The sequence below is a fragment of the Bradyrhizobium sp. B120 genome, from assembly GCF_049075665.1.
GTDB lineage: Bacteria > Pseudomonadota > Alphaproteobacteria > Rhizobiales > Xanthobacteraceae > Bradyrhizobium.
This window is the reverse complement of the sequence record NZ_CP185242.1, coordinates 1455909-1471509: the sequence shown is the minus strand read 5'-3', so window position 1 is coordinate 1471509 and position 15601 is coordinate 1455909. Positions and strand designations below refer to the sequence as shown.

At 63.9% G+C, this 15601-nt stretch carries 15 protein-coding genes and 1 tRNA gene; 11 read left to right on the top strand and 5 right to left on the bottom strand.

Features of this window, described 5'->3' with window-relative positions; all coding sequences use genetic code 11:
• Positions 1-64: 64 nt before the first annotated feature.
• The 3 genes from ACOIX3_RS07040 to ACOIX3_RS07030 are packed head-to-tail and all read right to left on the bottom strand — an operon-like array spanning position 65 to position 1763.
• Positions 65-532 carry a hypothetical protein gene (locus ACOIX3_RS07040; protein ID WP_420969035.1) on the bottom strand — a complete coding sequence of 156 codons (468 nt, stop codon included), beginning with the start codon at positions 530-532 and terminating at the stop codon, positions 65-67.
• Positions 533-547: 15 nt separating this feature from the next.
• A complete protein-coding gene (locus tag ACOIX3_RS07035; protein ID WP_092124143.1) occupies positions 548-1003 on the bottom strand; it encodes a GatB/YqeY domain-containing protein in 456 nt (151 codons plus the stop codon).
• A 58-nt stretch (positions 1004-1061) separates the two neighbouring features.
• The gene (locus ACOIX3_RS07030; RefSeq protein ID WP_420969034.1) at positions 1062-1763 is read right to left on the bottom strand and encodes an alpha/beta fold hydrolase; all 702 of its coding nucleotides are present in this window, start codon (positions 1761-1763) and stop codon (positions 1062-1064) included.
• A gap of 161 nt (positions 1764-1924) precedes the next feature.
• On the opposite strand from ACOIX3_RS07030, the gene carA reads away from it, so the two are divergent.
• The 4 genes from carA to ACOIX3_RS07010 all read left to right on the top strand — a co-directional run bounded on the left by carA (position 1925) and on the right by ACOIX3_RS07010 (position 5580).
• Positions 1925-3118: a glutamine-hydrolyzing carbamoyl-phosphate synthase small subunit gene (gene carA, locus ACOIX3_RS07025; RefSeq protein WP_342724260.1), complete on the top strand. Its 1194-nt coding sequence runs from the start codon at positions 1925-1927 to the stop codon at positions 3116-3118.
• Positions 3119-3270: 152 nt separating this feature from the next.
• Positions 3271-3768 (top strand): PaaI family thioesterase, encoded by a 498-nt coding sequence (locus ACOIX3_RS07020; protein WP_420969033.1) that lies wholly within the window; start codon positions 3271-3273, stop codon positions 3766-3768.
• 127 nt (positions 3769-3895) lie between these two features.
• Positions 3896-4996: a mandelate racemase/muconate lactonizing enzyme family protein gene (locus ACOIX3_RS07015; protein WP_420969032.1), complete on the top strand. Its 1101-nt coding sequence runs from the start codon at positions 3896-3898 to the stop codon at positions 4994-4996.
• Positions 4997-5058: 62 nt separating this feature from the next.
• Positions 5059-5580, top strand: a complete 522-nt coding sequence (locus ACOIX3_RS07010; protein ID WP_420969031.1) for a hypothetical protein — start codon at positions 5059-5061, stop codon at positions 5578-5580.
• Positions 5581-5750: 170 nt separating this feature from the next.
• Here ACOIX3_RS07010 and ACOIX3_RS07005 read toward each other — a convergent pair whose 3' ends face one another.
• A complete protein-coding gene (locus ACOIX3_RS07005; RefSeq protein ID WP_420969030.1) occupies positions 5751-6290 on the bottom strand; it encodes a Dps family protein in 540 nt (179 codons plus the stop codon).
• A gap of 126 nt (positions 6291-6416) precedes the next feature.
• Here ACOIX3_RS07005 and ACOIX3_RS07000 point away from each other — a divergent pair, with 126 nt between their 5' ends.
• The 5 genes from ACOIX3_RS07000 (at position 6417) to ACOIX3_RS06980 (ending at position 12482) form a co-directional block, all read left to right on the top strand.
• Positions 6417-7106 carry a class I SAM-dependent methyltransferase gene (locus ACOIX3_RS07000; protein ID WP_420969029.1) on the top strand — a complete coding sequence of 230 codons (690 nt, stop codon included), beginning with the start codon at positions 6417-6419 and terminating at the stop codon, positions 7104-7106.
• Positions 7107-7183: 77 nt separating this feature from the next.
• Positions 7184-7259: transfer RNA gene (locus tag ACOIX3_RS06995), tRNA-OTHER, on the top strand.
• Between the two features lie 346 nt (positions 7260-7605).
• The gene (gene carB / locus ACOIX3_RS06990; RefSeq protein ID WP_420969028.1) at positions 7606-11070 is read left to right on the top strand and encodes a carbamoyl-phosphate synthase large subunit; all 3465 of its coding nucleotides are present in this window, start codon (positions 7606-7608) and stop codon (positions 11068-11070) included.
• Positions 11071-11267: 197 nt separating this feature from the next.
• Positions 11268-11741, top strand: a complete 474-nt coding sequence (gene greA, locus ACOIX3_RS06985; protein ID WP_420969027.1) for a transcription elongation factor GreA — start codon at positions 11268-11270, stop codon at positions 11739-11741.
• A 348-nt stretch (positions 11742-12089) separates the two neighbouring features.
• Positions 12090-12482, top strand: coding sequence for a DoxX family protein (locus tag ACOIX3_RS06980; protein WP_420969026.1), 393 nt, complete (start codon positions 12090-12092; stop codon positions 12480-12482).
• Positions 12483-12582: 100 nt separating this feature from the next.
• On the opposite strand, the gene ACOIX3_RS06975 is transcribed toward ACOIX3_RS06980, so the two are convergent.
• A complete protein-coding gene (locus ACOIX3_RS06975) occupies positions 12583-13062 on the bottom strand; it encodes an Lrp/AsnC family transcriptional regulator (RefSeq protein ID WP_298367171.1) in 480 nt (159 codons plus the stop codon).
• A gap of 283 nt (positions 13063-13345) precedes the next feature.
• On the opposite strand from ACOIX3_RS06975, the gene trxB reads away from it, so the two are divergent.
• Together trxB and ACOIX3_RS06965 are read left to right on the top strand one after the other, a co-directional pair.
• Positions 13346-14311 carry a thioredoxin-disulfide reductase gene (gene trxB / locus ACOIX3_RS06970; protein WP_420969025.1) on the top strand — a complete coding sequence of 322 codons (966 nt, stop codon included), beginning with the start codon at positions 13346-13348 and terminating at the stop codon, positions 14309-14311.
• Positions 14312-14313: 2 nt separating this feature from the next.
• A complete protein-coding gene (locus tag ACOIX3_RS06965; protein WP_029081982.1) occupies positions 14314-15234 on the top strand; it encodes a LysR family transcriptional regulator in 921 nt (306 codons plus the stop codon).
• Positions 15235-15601 lie beyond the last annotated feature (367 nt).

The following is a 15601-nucleotide window of genomic DNA, read 5'->3' as shown; positions in this document are numbered from 1 at the left end:
TTCCAGAACTTCACCCCGAGGGCGCCGCCTTCACGGGGCCTTGTCCCTTTGCGGCAAGGCGATCTCAGCTTCCCTGCATGTACCGGACCGGGTTCTCCTTGTCCGCCTTGAAGATATCGGCGGCCTCGGCGAACAGCGCCGCAACCGCAGCCGCCTTCAGATCAACAAACGCCTCGAAGCTGAAATTGTTGCCGCCCGCGCGCAATTCGCCGAGCTTGCCGGCGTAGCAGGACACCAGCGGCTTGCCGCCACGGGTGACCGCGACATAGACGCTGATGTAGTTCTTCTGCAGCGCCAGCCCGATCACCGGCCAGACAGCCGTCTTGCCGGACTTGATCGCATAGCGAAACTGACCGTAGCCGATCATGTTCATGCGCATGCCGGCCTCACCGGCCGGCGTGCCCGCATGAAAGTGCCGCTTGAGCGAAGGCGCGGCCTTTCGCATCACCGCATGGACTTGTTCGAGATCCGCGGTCCGACCGGGATCGAAGGCGAGGTAGGCTTCCAGACTGTCCGCCGCGACACGAAACATCGGAAGCCTCCACCGCTATCCCGCGAGCGCCGCCTTTACCAGGCCGCTGGCCTTGCCGAAATCCATCTGGCCGGCGTATTTCGCCTTCAGCGCCCCGATCACCTTGCCCATGTCCTTGATCCCGGCCGCATTGGTCTCGGCGATAACAGCCGCGATCGCGGCCTTCACGTCGTCATCGGACATCTGCTTCGGCAGGTAAGCGGAGATCACGGCGATCTCCTCGCGCTCCTGGGCGGCGAGCTCGGCCCGGCCGCCCTTGTCATAGAGCTCGACCGATTCCTGGCGCTGCTTGATCATCTTCTGCAGGACGCTCAGAAGGTCGGCATCGGACAATGGCGGCTTGCCCTGCCCGCGCGCGTCGATGTCGGCGTTCTTGATGGTCGAATTGACCATGCGCAGCGTGGAGAGCTTGCGCTCGTCCTTCGCCTTCATCGCTTCCTTGACCGCAGTATTGATGTCGTCGCGCAGCATCCTGGTGTCCTTAAACTAGCAATCCCCTCATGTAGGCAGTTTGCAGCGACTGGACAACCTAGTTCCGCAACCACTGAACCAGCGCATCGGCGCAGGCCTGCGGCTGCTCCAGCTGTGGCAGGTGACCGCAATTGGCGAGCACCACGAGCTTGGCCCCGGGAATCCCGTTGGCCATCTCGTCCGACAACGCGTTCGGAACGGTGTTGTCGGTATCCGACGTCAGCACCAGGGTCGGGCACTTGATCCAGGCCATGCCCGGCCGCGAATCCGGCCGGCTGAGCACGGCGTTTTGCTGGCGGATGAAGGCCTCGGCGCCGACATCCTCGCTCATGTCCTCGACGATCTTCCGGAGGCCTGCATCGCCCTGCCGCGACGGATGCACGAAGCCCGGAAACAGCTCGTCGACCACGCTCCGGTACTGGCCGTTTCTGGCGCGCTCGATCATGCCGCGGCGGCGTGCGGTCGCTTCCGGCGTGTCGGCCCTCGCCTGGGTGTTCATCAGCGCCAGCTTCGCGACCCGCTCGGGGGCCTGCCGCATGATCTCGAAGGCGATGTAGCCGCCCATCGAGTGCCCGGCGAGGGCAAAGCGCGGCGGCGCCTCGGCCAGGATCCGGCGGGCGATCGCCCCCATATTGTCGTCCCTGACATGGTTGGCGACCGTGACCGGCCCGCACCGCCACAGCGCCGGGATAACCGGGGCAAATATCCGCGGTGAGCAGATGAGGCCCGGGACGAGCAGGATCGGCATCGTATTGTCCATGCGGGAGCTCCGGACCGGGTCATTTTCGGCAAGCAAACGGCCGCTTCAAGGAACTTTAGATTAAAAGGCCGTTCCGGCCTGTCAAATCGGCCGGTATTGCCGTGTGAATCCGTGCCCTTTCGCTTTGACGCCGCAGGGTGCGGCGACTATTTAAAGGGCTCATGACAACCCCCGAAAACGCTCCCGCCTGGCCGGACCACAAACCGACCGCGCTCCTTGTGCTCGCCGATGGTACCGTGCTGGAAGGCTTCGGTCTCGGCGCGGAAGGCCACGCCGTCGGCGAGGTCTGCTTCAACACCGCGATGACCGGCTATGAGGAGATCCTCACCGATCCCTCCTATGCCGGCCAGATCATCACCTTCACCTTCCCGCATATCGGCAATGTCGGTACCAACGAGGAAGACATCGAGACGGTGAACATGGCCGCGACGCCTGGCGCGCGCGGCGTGATTCTGCGCTCGGCGATCACCGATCCCTCGAACTACCGCGCCACCAAGCATCTCGATCAGTGGTTGAAGGCGCGCGGCATCATCGGCCTTTCCGGCATCGACACCCGCGCACTGACCGCGCTGATCCGCTCCAAGGGTATGCCCAACGCGGTGATCGCGCACGCCAGGAGCGGCGAGTTCGACCTGCACGCCCTGAAGGAAGAGGCCCGCGAATGGCCCGGCCTCGAGGGCATGGACCTGGTGCCGATGGTCACCTCCGGCCAGCGCTTCACCTGGGATGAGACCCCCTGGGAGTGGGGCAAGGGTTTTGGCCAGCAGACCGCGCCGGAGTTCAACGTGGTCGCGATCGACTACGGCATCAAGCGCAACATCCTGCGCCTGCTCGCCGGTGTCGGCGCCAAGGTGACCGTGGTGCCGGCGACGACGGCGGCCGAAGACATCCTGGCGATGAAGCCGGACGGCGTGTTCCTGTCGAACGGCCCCGGCGATCCCGCCGCGACCGGCAAATATGCCGTGCCCGTCATCCAGAAGGTGATCGCTTCGGGGACGCCGACCTTCGGCATCTGCCTCGGCCATCAGATGCTCGGCCTCGCCGTCGGCGCCAAGACCATGAAGATGCATCAGGGCCATCACGGCGCCAACCATCCGGTCAAGGACGAGACCACCGGCAAGGTCGAGATCACCTCGATGAACCACGGCTTCGCGGTCGACCAGGCGACGCTGCCCGCCGGCGCGACCCAGACCCACATCTCGCTGTTCGACGGCTCCAATTGCGGCATCGCGCTCGAGGGCAAGCCGGTGTTCTCGGTGCAGTACCACCCGGAAGCGTCACCCGGCCCGCGCGACTCGCACTATCTGTTCCAGCGGTTTGCCGATTTGATGCGGAAGAAGAAGCAGGCGGCGTAGGCTTGCACGTGTCGTTGCCGGGCTTGACCCGGCAATCCATCCCTTGAAGAAAGATGGATGCCCGGATCAAGTCCGGGCATGACGGACTGTGGTGTGCCGCGAGCATCGACGGGCGACCATGCGCCGTCGCATCAATCACGGGAAATGCAGACATGACCGACAGCGCCACCCCAGAGCCCGTCTACGGCGTCTCCTCGCTGGAGTTGATGGCGTCGATGCCCGGGCTCGACTTCGTGCGCGGCATCTTCGCCCGCACGCTGCCGGAGCCGCCGATCATGGAGAACGTCGAGCCGTTCGACTGCACCGCCGAGCTGGGTCATGTGGTGATCCACAGCATCCCCGGGCTGCGCCACTACAACCCGATCGGCTCGGTGCACGGCGGCTATGTCGCGATCCTGCTCGATTCCGCGATGGCGCTCGCGGTGCAGACCACGCTACCGAAGGGTTCGGGCTACACCACGCTGGAGTTCAAGATCTCCTTTGTCCGCGGCATGAGCCAGGACACCGGCAAGATCCGCACCGAGGGTCGGGTGCTCAACGCCGGCCGTCGCGCCGCGACCGCCGAAGGCCGCATCACCGATGCGAACGGCAAGCTGATCGCGCACGCGACCACGACCTGCATGGTATTCGAGCTTCCCAAAAGTGCCTGAAGGCAATCGCGTCTTCGCGCATTGGAGGCATGACTTACAGCGCTGGATTGGCGGCCGTGCTCTGTGATTGAGTTTCCCTGACCGAGATCAGGCCACATGATCCGGCCTGGAAGGAAGGAATCGCCCGATGACCTCAGCCAATCCGGACATGACCATCCGCGACATCCGCGTCACGATGCTGCGCCTGCCCTGGGCCGACGATCGCTGGCTGCAGGGCGCAGCGCTGGGCGCGACGCGCGACATCCTGATCTGCGACGTCGAGACGTCCGGCGGCATCACCGGCATGGGCTACCTGTTCGTGTTCCGCCCGGCGATGCAGTCGATCGCGGCCTGTCTCGACGAGTGCATCATCCCGCGCGTGATCGGCAAGGATGCCACCGCGATCGAGGCGATCTGGCGCGATCTGTGGACCGCAACGATGACCTATGGCCGCGGCGGCATCGCCGCGATGGCGATGTCGGCGCTCGACATCGCGCTGTGGGATGCGGTGGGAAAACGCGCGGGCCTGCCGCTGCACCGGCTGTGGGGGCACTATCGCTCGGAAATCCCGATCTATGGCTCCGGCTGCTTCCGTGGCGCCGGCGGTGATGGGATGATCGAGAAGGCGCTGCATTTCGTCAAGCAGGGCTACAAGGCGATCAAGATGCAGGTCGCGCATGTTCACACTCCGGCGCAGGACCTCGACAATGTGCGCCGCATGCGCGAGGCGCTCGGGCCCGACATCGACATCATGATCGACGTCAACATGGGCTGGAGCGCCGATGTCGCCATCGAGATGGGACGCAAGTTCGAGAAGTACGATATCTACTGGCTCGAGGAGCCGGTGCCGGCCGATGATTTCGCCGGCTATCAGCGCATCGCGGCGGCGCTCGACATGCGGGTGGTCGGCGGCGAGACGCATTTCACGCGCTACGATCTGCGGCCGTTCTTCCTCAATCCCTGCCTGCCGATCCTGCAGCCCGACCCGATGCGCGGTGGCATGACCGACCTGCGCAAGATCGCGGCGCTTGCGGACACGTTCGGCATCACCATCGCGCCGCATCTGTTCCCCGAACTCAATGTGCACCTGTTGGCTTCGATCCCGAACGGCATCTGGTGCGAGAACATGGCCCTGATCGACGACCTCTGGGTCGATCCGCCGGAGATTGCCAATGGCATGATCACCGCGCCGGAACGGCCGGGGCATGGGCTCAAATTCAAGGACGACGTGCTGAAGTTCAAGATCTAGCGGGAACGGTTTCCGGACCGACGGTTTGATATCACCACCCCTCGCAACGCTGGAGAGCCGCCATGCCGGTGGTGAGTAAGGACGCCGAACCGCTGACCTTTGTCTTTCAGGACGACGGCCTGGTGCCGAACAATCCGATGCCGTTCCTGGTCTACAAGGCCGCGATAGACGTCGGCAAAAATCCCGAGGCCACGATCGAGCAGCTGTTCGGCGACAATGGCTGGGGCGCGATGTGGCGGAACGGCGTCTACGACTTCGCGCATTACCACGCCACCGTGCACGAGGTGCTGGGCGTCGCCTGCGGCAGCGCGCGCGTGCAGTTCGGCGGCCAGCGCGGGCGGGCGCTGGAGATTGCCGCCGGCGACGTCGCGATCCTGCCGGCCGGCACCGGGCATCAATGCCTGTCGGCGAGCGGCGACTTCAGCGTGGTCGGCGCCTATCCGCCAGGCCCGCCGATGGACCTGCAACGGCCAACGCCGGAGAACCACGCCAAGGCGCTGAAGACGATCCCGCTGGTGGCGATCCCGGCGACCGATCCGGTGATGGGCAAGAACGGGCCGCTGGTGCGGCTGTGGAAGCGATAGGAATTGGCCTGCACCGGTGCCGCTTCCCTTCTCCCCCTGTGGGAGAAGGTGGCTCGCATCGACAGATGCGAGCCGGATGAGGGGTCTGTCTCCGCGGAGAGAACCCCTCACCCGGCTTCGATGCTGACCGCGTCGAAGCCACCCTCTCCCACAAGGGGAGAGGGTGAAAGTCAGGCCGCGTTGCTGCCTTCCTGGCGGCTTGCCTCGAACAGGAACCAGGTGCGGCGCTCGGTCTCGTCGATGAAGGCTTCGAGCAGGCCGGCGGTGCCGGAATCCTCGTGGTCGTCGGCGAGCTTGTGCGCCTTGCGCATCGCCGCCGCCATGTGCTTGTTGTCCTCCATCAACTCGCGCAGCATTTCGCGCGGCGGGACAAAGTCCTCGTCATTGTCCTTGACGGTCTGATGCTTGGCGATGTCGCCGATCGACCTCAGCGTCGCACCGCCGAGCTTGCGTACCCGCTCGGCAAGCTGGTCGGTGGTCGCGAAGATCGCGTCCGACTGCTCGTCCAGCAACAAATGGTAATCATGGAAATGCCGCCCGCTGACGTGCCAGTGAAAATTCTTGGTCTTCAAATAGAGCGCGAAGGCGTCGGCCAGAAGCGTGTTGAGCGAGGCCGAGATCGTGTCCACCGCGGCTTGCGGCAGATCGCTCGGCGTGTCGAGATCGGGCGATATCTTGTCAGTCTTAGCGTCACTCTTGGCTTTGCTCACGTTGGACCTTCCTGTTAGGAACCCCCGTATTTCGGCGCATTGAACATTGGCCGCCGGACCGCTAACGCATCATCAGCCCACCTGTTCCTGGAAGTCAGGAACCCGTTCTGCCGGATACCAAACGCGATGGATGAATGGATCGACTATTACGATTCCACGCATACGATCTATGCGAGCCGACTGCACCGCGACCTGCATTTCCAGGTCATCGCCAACGACATCATCGGCTACATCACCTCGCCCGGCGCCGTGGTGCTGGACTATGCCTGCGGCGAGGCGCTGTCGGCGGCGAAGGTCGCCAATGCCTGCGCCCAGCTCTATCTGGCGGAGCCTGCGCCCGGCGTGCGCGGCCGCCTGGTCGCGCGCTTTGCGCCCGACACCAAAATCCGCGTCCGCTCGCTCGATGAGCTGAAGAACATGGAGGCGGATTCAATCGACCTCGTGGTGATGAATTCGGTGGCGCAATACATGACGCCGCAGGAGCTCGACTCCGCATTCGACGTGATCCACCGCCTGCTGAAGCCCTCGGGCCGTTTCGTGCTCGGCGATATCCTGCGGCCCGAAGTCGGCATGGCGAGGGACGTCATCGCGCTGCTGCGCTTTGCGGCGACCCATGGCTTCCTGCGCGATGCCTTGATCGGGCTCGCCTCGACCGCACTGTCCGATTACCGGCAGCTGCGCACCAGGATCGGGCTGCAGCGCTACCGCGAGGACGAGATGATCGCGAAGCTCGCCGCCGCGGGCTTTGACGCCACGCGCGCGCCGCGCAACATCGGGCACAATCCGTGGCGGATGACGTTCGTGGCCCACCACTAATCAAAGGTTGCACAAAATATTAGGGTTAACCAAAAGTAAACATAGCGGCCGCTGAAATAATCAGCAATGATCCACTCGGCCCGGTGGCGGAAGCGTCGACGCGGCAGTGGTGCAACACTGTTTATCCTGGTTCAACTCCAGGCCGGGCCTCCACGCTTCGCCCTGACGGGCTCCGCGTGGCGCAGCCACGCAAGACCGGCGGGGCAAAGCGTGTCCGGCGTAGCTTGAGCGTAGCGAAAGCGTAGACGGACTGGGCAGCGAGTCCAGCCGGGCCTCAGCAGCCGCCCCGCGCCCCAATCGCCCCCTCGGATGTGCCATTTCCCCCAGAATCGCAGTTGATTGGGCGTTTTTGGGGGTTTCGCAGGTGCGGAAACTGGTCTAAAGACCACCCGCGCGCGAGGGATCGCGCTTCCGGCGCTACAAGATGTAGCGCATGGCTCGAGGGACGCGCGGGACGCGCGCCCTTTTTTTGTGCCCAAATTCCAGTCCGCGAGAGCTGATGCCCAAAAGAACCGACATCTCCACCATCCTGATCATCGGCGCCGGTCCCATCGTGATCGGCCAAGCCTGCGAATTCGACTATTCCGGCACGCAGGCGGTGAAGGCTCTGAAGGAAGAGGGTTACCGCGTCGTCCTCGTCAATTCCAATCCGGCCACCATCATGACCGATCCGGAACTGGCGGACGCGACCTATATCGAACCGATCACCCCCGAGATCGTCGGCAAGATCATCGAGAAGGAGCGCCACGTCATCCCGGGCGGCTTCGCGCTGTTGCCGACCATGGGCGGCCAGACCGCGCTGAACTGCGCGCTCTCGCTGCGCCGTCAGGGCACGCTCGACAAGTTCGACGTCGAGATGATCGGCGCCACCGCTGATGCCATCGACAAGGCCGAGGACCGCCAGCTGTTCCGCGAGGCCATGACCAAGATCGGGCTGGAGACGCCAAAATCGCGGCTCGCCAATGCCTCGGCGCTGAAGAAGTCCTACCGCGACAAATACCTTGCCGAGCGGGAGAAGCTGTCCGGCGAGGCGCTGGAAGAACTCGAGCGGCAGTGGACCCTTGGCGAGAACGAACGCCGCAAACGCTATCAGGAGCACGCCTTCGGCGAGGCCTTGATGGCGCTGTCGGAGATCGGCTTGCCCGCGATCATCCGGCCCTCCTTCACGATGGGCGGCACCGGCGGCGGCATTGCCTACAATAAGGAAGAGTTCCTCGACATCATCGAGCGCGGGCTCGACGCCTCGCCGACCAACGAGGTCCTGATCGAGGAAAGCGTGCTCGGCTGGAAAGAGTACGAGATGGAGGTGGTGCGCGATAAAAAGGACAATTGCATCATCATCTGCTCGATCGAGAATCTCGATCCGATGGGCGTGCATACCGGCGATTCCATCACCATCGCGCCGGCCCTGACGTTGACCGACAAGGAATACCAGGTCATGCGCGACGCCTCGCTGGCGGTGCTGCGCGAGATCGGGGTCGAGACCGGCGGCTCCAACGTCCAGTTCGGCATCAACCCCGTCGACGGCCGCATGGTCGTGATCGAGATGAATCCGCGCGTGTCGCGCTCGTCGGCGCTGGCTTCGAAAGCCACCGGCTTCCCGATCGCGAAGGTCGCGGCCAAGCTCGCCGTCGGCTACACGCTCGACGAAATTGCCAACGACATCACCGGCGGCGCCACCCCCGCCTCGTTCGAGCCGACCATCGATTACGTCGTCACGAAGATTCCGCGCTTTGCGTTCGAGAAATTCCCCGGCGCCTCCTCGACGCTGACCACCTCGATGAAGTCGGTCGGCGAGGTGATGGCGATCGGCCGCACCTTCCAGGAGAGCCTACAGAAGGCCCTGCGTGGGCTCGAGACCGGCCTGACCGGCCTCGACGAAATCGAGATCGACGGGCTCGGCCGCGGCGACGACAAGAACGCGATCCGCGCCGCGCTCGGAACACCGACGCCGAACCGCATCCTGCAGGTCGCGCAAGCGATGCGGCTCGGCTGGACCGACGAGGAGATCTTCAACTCCTGCAAGATCGATCCCTGGTTCCTGGCGGAGATGCGCGCCATCGTCGAGATGGAGGACAAGGTCCGCCGCAACGGCCTGCCGCCGAACGCGTTCGCAATGCGGACGCTGAAGGCGATGGGCTTCTCCGATGCGCGGCTCGCCGTGCTCACCGAAACCACCGAAGCCGACGTCACCGCCAAGCGCCACGCGCTCGGGGTGCGCCCGGTGTTCAAGCGCATCGACACCTGCGCGGCCGAGTTCGCTTCGCCCACCGCCTACATGTATTCGACCTATGAGCGGCCGTTCGCGGGCGAGCTCGCCGACGAGAGCGCGCCGTCCGACCGCAAGAAGGTGATCATTCTCGGCGGCGGGCCGAACCGCATCGGCCAGGGTATCGAGTTCGACTATTGCTGCTGCCACGCCTGCTTCGCGCTCGAGGACGCCGGCTACGAGACCATCATGGTCAACTGCAATCCGGAGACGGTGTCGACCGACTACGACACCGCCAACCGGCTGTATTTCGAGCCGCTCACCGCCGAAGACGTGCTGGAGATCGTCGCGACCGAACGCAAGAACGGCACGCTGCACGGCGTGATCGTGCAGTTCGGCGGCCAGACCCCGCTGAAGCTTGCCCGCGCGCTCGAAGCCGCCGAAGTGCCGATCCTCGGCACCTCGCCTGACGCGATCGACCTCGCCGAGGACCGCGACCGCTTCAAGCGCGTGCTCGACAAGCTCCGCCTCAAGCAGCCGAAGAACGGCATCGCCTATTCGGTCGAGCAGGCACGCCTGGTGGCCGCCGATCTCGATTTGCCGCTGGTGGTGCGTCCGTCCTACGTGCTCGGCGGCCGCGCGATGCAGATCATCCGCGAGGAGACCCAGCTCAACGATTACCTGCTCGGCACCCTGCCCGAGCTGGTGCCCGCCGACGTCAAGGCACGCTACCCGAACGACAAGACCGGGCAGATCAACACCGTGCTCGGCAAGAACCCGCTGCTGTTCGACCGCTATCTGTCCGATGCGACCGAAGTTGACGTCGACTGCCTCTGCGACGGCAAGGACACCTTCATCGTCGGCATCATGGAGCACATCGAGGAAGCCGGCATCCATTCCGGCGACTCCGCCTGCTCGCTGCCGCCGCATTCGCTCGACGCCAAAACCATCGAGGAGCTGGAGCGGCAGACCCGCGAGCTCGCGCTCGGCCTCGACGTGGTCGGCCTGATGAACGTGCAATACGCCATCAAGGACGGCGAGATCTACGTGCTCGAGGTCAACCCGCGCGCGTCCCGCACCGTGCCGTTCGTCGCCAAGGTGATCGGCATGCCGGTCGCCAAGATCGCGGCGCGGATCATGGCCGGCGAGAAGCTCGCCGACTTCAAGCTGAAGAAGAAGAAGCTCGACCATGTCGGCGTGAAGGAATCGGTGTTCCCGTTCGCGCGCTTCCCTGGCGTCGACACCGTGCTCGGACCGGAGATGCGTTCGACCGGCGAAGTGATGGGCATCGACCGCTCGTTCGAGGTGGCATTCGCGAAGAGCCAGCTCGGCGGCGGCACGCGTGTGCCGCGGCAGGGCACGGTGTTCGTCTCGGTGCGCGGCGACGACAAGATGCGCATCGCGGATGCGGTGCGGCTGTTGCACTCGCTCGGCTTCAAGGTGATGGCGACCTCGGGCACGCAACGCTATCTCAGCGATCACGGCGTGCCGACGGAAAAGGTGAACAAGGTGCTCGAAGGCCGTCCGCACATCGTCGACGCCATCACCAATGGCGACGTCCAGCTGGTCTTCAATACCACCGAAGGTCCGCAGGCCCTGGCGGACAGCCGTTCGCTGCGGCGGGCTGCCCTCTTGCATAAAGTGCCATATTACACCACTCTTTCAGGCGCGGTGGCGGCCGCGCGGGGGATCCGGGCCTATCGGGACGGGGACCTTGAGGTCCGCACGCTTCAGAGTTACTTTTCCGAAAGCTGATCGCTGCCCGGGCTGAAGGCCCGAAGCGGTCAATTAGCCGAATGGCTGGAACTCACCGCGCGATTGGATGTTGTCACGGCCCTTAGCGGGGCCGAAAATCACTGGGCTTCCGGGCGCATTCGCGTCCTGATTCCTGCGTTAGCTGAACTGGATATTCGTGCACGGCCGCCGGGCGCGCACGATGAAGGACGAAGATGATGGATAAGGTTCCGATGACCGCGGGCGGATACGCCGCGCTGACGGACGAGCTCAAGAAGCGACAGTCGGAGGATCGTCCGCGCATCATCGAGCACATTGCGGAAGCGCGTTCGCACGGCGACCTCTCGGAGAACGCCGAGTATCACGCCGCCAAGGAAGAGCAGTCGCACAACGAGGGGCGCATTGCCGAGCTCGAGGACAAGCTCGCGCGCGCCGACATCATCGACATCTCGAAACTGTCCGGCGACACCATCAAGTTCGGCGCGACCGTGACGCTGATCGACGAGGACACCGAGAAGAAGGCGGTGTGGCAGCTCGTCGGCGAGGTCGAAGCCGATGCCAAGAAGGGCCGCATCTCCATCACCTCGCCGCTCGCGCGCGCGCTGATCGGCAAGAAGAAGGGTGCCACCGTCGAAGTGATGGCACCGGGCGGCGCCAAGGCCTACGAGATCACCAAGGTCGAGTGGCGGTAGTTACCCTGACGTGACTGGTGCAAAAAGGCCGCGTGTTGCACGCGGCTTTTTTTGTGCCCGCGTTTTCCCCCTGTCTGACAGCAATGTGAGTGGAGAGCGGGTAGGCGGCATACTAGTGAGGCCGTGACATGTTTATGCAGCATAATCATGTCGGGGACTGGAGCGGAGCCGATGATTGCGTCGCAACACGCATCGCGGCGTGTCACCGTGTCACTGCTGCGTTCTCTCGCAACTTCCGTGGAGCGAGGAATGATTCCAGGTGCAAGGTGTTGACATCACACTCGGGTGGCGGACACCGTGTATTCGCTTCGTGCAACGTTCTAACGTGTCAAAGAGGGGGTAACTGACATGGATCAGATGTTTTCCAGGTTTCAGCCGATAGCGCTCAGCCTGTTTCGGTTCATCACCGGACTGCTGCTGTTTCAGTTTGGCGTCGCAAAGCTCTTCAAATTCCCACCCGGGACAATGTTCGAAAAGGTCGAACTGTTCTCGCTGATCGGCGCAGCCGGCACTCTCGAATTGGTCCTGGGCGCGCTGCTGATGATCGGCCTGTTCTCACGCATCGTGGCCTTCATCTTGGCTGGCGAAATGGCTTTCGCCTACTTCCTCGGCCATTTCCCCAAAGGCTTTTATCCACTGCTCAACAACGGCAGTCTGGCGATCGCGTTCTGCTTTGCCTGCCTGTATCTCGCGACCTCGGGCCCCGGCCCGATCAGCGTCGACGCGATGCGCAAGAGGTAATCGCAGTCATATCCGCAGCGCGAATGAAATGGTCGAACCCGGAATCTCGAGATTCCGGGTTCGATGCTAACGCATCGCCCCGGAATGACTCGCGCGGGACTCAGCCCGCCGCCTTCACGCCCAGCGGCACCGCGGCTTCGTATTTCGAATTGTGCAGCACCAGCGACGTCCTGACGTTGCGCACATGCGGCGCGGCTGTCAGGTGGGTGACGAAATCCTGGAACGTCGCCATGTCGGGGGCGACGCATTTGAGGATGAAATCGACTTCGCCCGACAGCATCCAGCATTCCCGCACCAACGGCTCGGCGCGCACGAAATTCTCGAAGGCGCGGAGGTCGGCGTCGGCCTGGCTCGACAGATGCACCGAGGCGAACACCGTGACGTCGTAGCCGAGGCGGCGCGGATCGAGCAGGCCGCGGTAGCCCTGGATGTAGCCTTCCTCCTCCAGCGCCCGGACCCTGCGCAGGCAGGGCGGCGGCGAGATCCCGACGCGTTTGGCGAGTTCCACATTGGTGATTCGGCCATCGGCCTGGATCTCGGCGAGGATTTTGAGGTCGATCTCGTCAAGGTTCTTCGACACGCGACTTGGGTTCCCTCAGGGTTCGGAAGGTTTGGCAGGTCTGCCGGCAACTCTCATAGCGCAGGCAGCCGGCATTGCGCAATTTTATTGCGCGTGCAGCGCACGATTTCGCGAATGTGACTTCAGTTCCGGGGAAAAATCGCTGCCATGGATTGCAAATCTTGCATAGCTTCCCAGATATCCTAGACTTGGATTTGACACTTTTGGCGCCGCCGTGACGCGTTTCCGGGGCGCTTCCCGCACAAGTCCTTGATCAAAATCCCCAAAACAGAGGGATCTCACAATGCCCGCGCCTACCCATGCCAAGGTCGTCATCATCGGGTCCGGCCCAGCCGGTTACACCGCAGCGATCTACGCGGCGCGCGCGATGCTCGAACCGATCCTGATCCAGGGCATTCAGCCGGGCGGGCAGCTCACCATCACCACCGACGTCGAGAACTACCCCGGTTTCGCCGATGTGATCCAGGGCCCCTGGCTGATGGAGCAGATGGAGAAGCAGGCGGCCCATGTCGGCACCAAGATCGTCACCGATCTCGTCAACAAGCTGGAGCTCGGCCACCGCCCGTTTCGTCTGACCTGCGATTCCGGCGACGTCTATCTCGCCGAGACGGTCATCCTCGCCACCGGCGCCCAGGCGCGCTGGCTCGGACTGCCCTCGGAAGAGAAATTCCAGGGCGGCGGCGTGTCGGCCTGCGCGACCTGCGACGGCTTCTTCTACCGCGGCAAGGACGTCGTGGTGGTCGGCGGCGGCAACACCGCGGTCGAGGAAGCGCTGTACCTGACCAATCATGCCTCGCAGGTCACCATCGTGCATCGCCGCGATCACTTCCGCGCCGAGCGCATCCTGCAGGAGCGGCTGTTCAAGCATCCCAAGATCAAGGTGGTGTGGGATTCGGCGATCGACGAGATCTGCGGATCGGAGAACCCGAACAAGGTCACCCATGTGCGGCTGAAGAACGTCAAGACCGGCGCGCTGACCGACCTCAAGACCGACGGCGTCTTCGTCGCGATCGGCCATGCGCCGGCGACGGAGCTCGTCAAAGGCCAGATCAAGCTGAAACCGTCGGGCTATGTCGAGGTGGCGCCGAACTCCACGGCGACCTCGATGCCCGGCCTGTTCGCCGCGGGCGACGTGGCGGATGAAACCTTTCGGCAGGCGGTCACCGCCGCCGGCCTCGGCTGCATGGCAGCGCTCGAGGCAGAACGCTTCATTGCTCTTCGCGCGAGCGATCGCGCAGCGGCGGAATAATCATGGCACGCTCTCGCGACGGATTTACGGATATGGATTGGGACAAGCTGAAGGTCTTTCACGCGGCGGCGGAGGCTGGCAGCTTCACGCATGCCGGCGAGCAGCTCGGCCTGTCGCAATCGGCGGTCTCCCGCCAGGTCAGCGCACTGGAGCAGGAGCTCTCGGTCTCGCTGTTTCACCGCCATGCCCGCGGCCTGATCCTCACCGAGCAGGGCGACCTGCTGTTCCGCACCGCGCATGACGTGTTCATGCAACTGCAGGCGGCGCGCGCAAAGCTCACCGACAGCCGCGAGCGGCCGAGCGGCGACCTCAAGATCACCACGCCGCCGGCACTCGGCATCAACTGGCTGATCCCGCGGCTCGACGAGTTCGTCGCGCTCTATCCGGACATCCGGATCTCGCTGATCGTCACCGACGAGGATCTCGATTTGTCGATGCGCGAGGCTGACGTCGCGATCCGCACCCGCAAGCCGACCCAGCCTGACCTGATCCAGCGCAAGCTGTTCTCGATCGGCTTCCATGCCTATTGCTCGCCGGAATATATCAAGCGCTTCGGCACGCCGCGGACGCTGGATGATCTCGACTCGCATCGCATCATCATGCTCGGCGACTCGCAGGTGCCGCCGCATCTGCAGAACCGCAGCTGGCTGATCGATGCCGGCCGCAACGGCTCCGGTCCGCGCGAACCCTACTTCAAGGTCAACAACATCCTTGGCCTGGTGCGCGCCTGCCAGCAGGGCCTCGGCATCGCCGCGTTGCCGGACTATCTGGTCGAACAGAACAACCTCGTGCAGCTGTTCGGCGAGTCCGACTCGATCGCGCTCGACACCTACTTCGTCTATCCGGAAGAGCTGAAGACGGTGGCCCGGGTGCAGGTGTTCCGCGACTTCGTGGTCAGCAAGGCGCAGCGCTGGCCGTCCTGATTAAGCCGCCCTTATAGGGCTGGTTTATAGGCTTGCCGCGCTGGCCCAAGAGGCCCCTAAATCTCCGCATGACTGACATGCGACCTGGATAGTTGCTGCAGGGCGTCGATGGGGATCATAGTGGTTACACGCTGAGCGGTCGCGTCGCGCATATGTCCCCCTCCTCCAGTGGCGCGGAAGTTCAGTAATCCCTCTTGGAAGGTGATTGTGTCGGCCTCACGTGGCCAATACCTTAAGCCGGGCTCATCGAGCCCGGCTTTTTTTCATCTCCATGTCTTTCAACTCCAGGTCTTTCACCTTGATGTCACGCTCGAACGTGCCGCACGTCACGGTCAGCATGTGGATTGACAACAACCTCGCAGCGCAG

What these genes read in the sequence shown, in the direction of transcription:
- ACOIX3_RS07040 (WP_420969035.1), bottom strand. Translation starts at nt 532, where the DNA reads ATGTTTCGTGTCGCGGCGGACAGTCTGGAAGCCTACCTCGCCTTCGAT.
- ACOIX3_RS07035 (WP_092124143.1), bottom strand. Translation starts at nt 1,003, where the DNA reads ATGCTGCGCGACGACATCAATACTGCGGTCAAGGAAGCGATGAAGGCG.
- ACOIX3_RS07030 (WP_420969034.1), bottom strand. Translation starts at nt 1,763, where the DNA reads ATGGACAATACGATGCCGATCCTGCTCGTCCCGGGCCTCATCTGCTCA.
- carA (WP_342724260.1), top strand. Translation starts at nt 1,925, where the DNA reads ATGACAACCCCCGAAAACGCTCCCGCCTGGCCGGACCACAAACCGACC.
- ACOIX3_RS07020 (WP_420969033.1), top strand. Translation starts at nt 3,271, where the DNA reads ATGACCGACAGCGCCACCCCAGAGCCCGTCTACGGCGTCTCCTCGCTG.
- ACOIX3_RS07015 (WP_420969032.1), top strand. Translation starts at nt 3,896, where the DNA reads ATGACCTCAGCCAATCCGGACATGACCATCCGCGACATCCGCGTCACG.
- ACOIX3_RS07010 (WP_420969031.1), top strand. Translation starts at nt 5,059, where the DNA reads ATGCCGGTGGTGAGTAAGGACGCCGAACCGCTGACCTTTGTCTTTCAG.
- ACOIX3_RS07000 (WP_420969029.1), top strand. Translation starts at nt 6,417, where the DNA reads ATGGATGAATGGATCGACTATTACGATTCCACGCATACGATCTATGCG.
- carB (WP_420969028.1), top strand. Translation starts at nt 7,606, where the DNA reads ATGCCCAAAAGAACCGACATCTCCACCATCCTGATCATCGGCGCCGGT.
- greA (WP_420969027.1), top strand. Translation starts at nt 11,268, where the DNA reads ATGGATAAGGTTCCGATGACCGCGGGCGGATACGCCGCGCTGACGGAC.
- ACOIX3_RS06980 (WP_420969026.1), top strand. Translation starts at nt 12,090, where the DNA reads ATGGATCAGATGTTTTCCAGGTTTCAGCCGATAGCGCTCAGCCTGTTT.
- trxB (WP_420969025.1), top strand. Translation starts at nt 13,346, where the DNA reads ATGCCCGCGCCTACCCATGCCAAGGTCGTCATCATCGGGTCCGGCCCA.
- ACOIX3_RS06965 (WP_029081982.1), top strand. Translation starts at nt 14,314, where the DNA reads ATGGCACGCTCTCGCGACGGATTTACGGATATGGATTGGGACAAGCTG.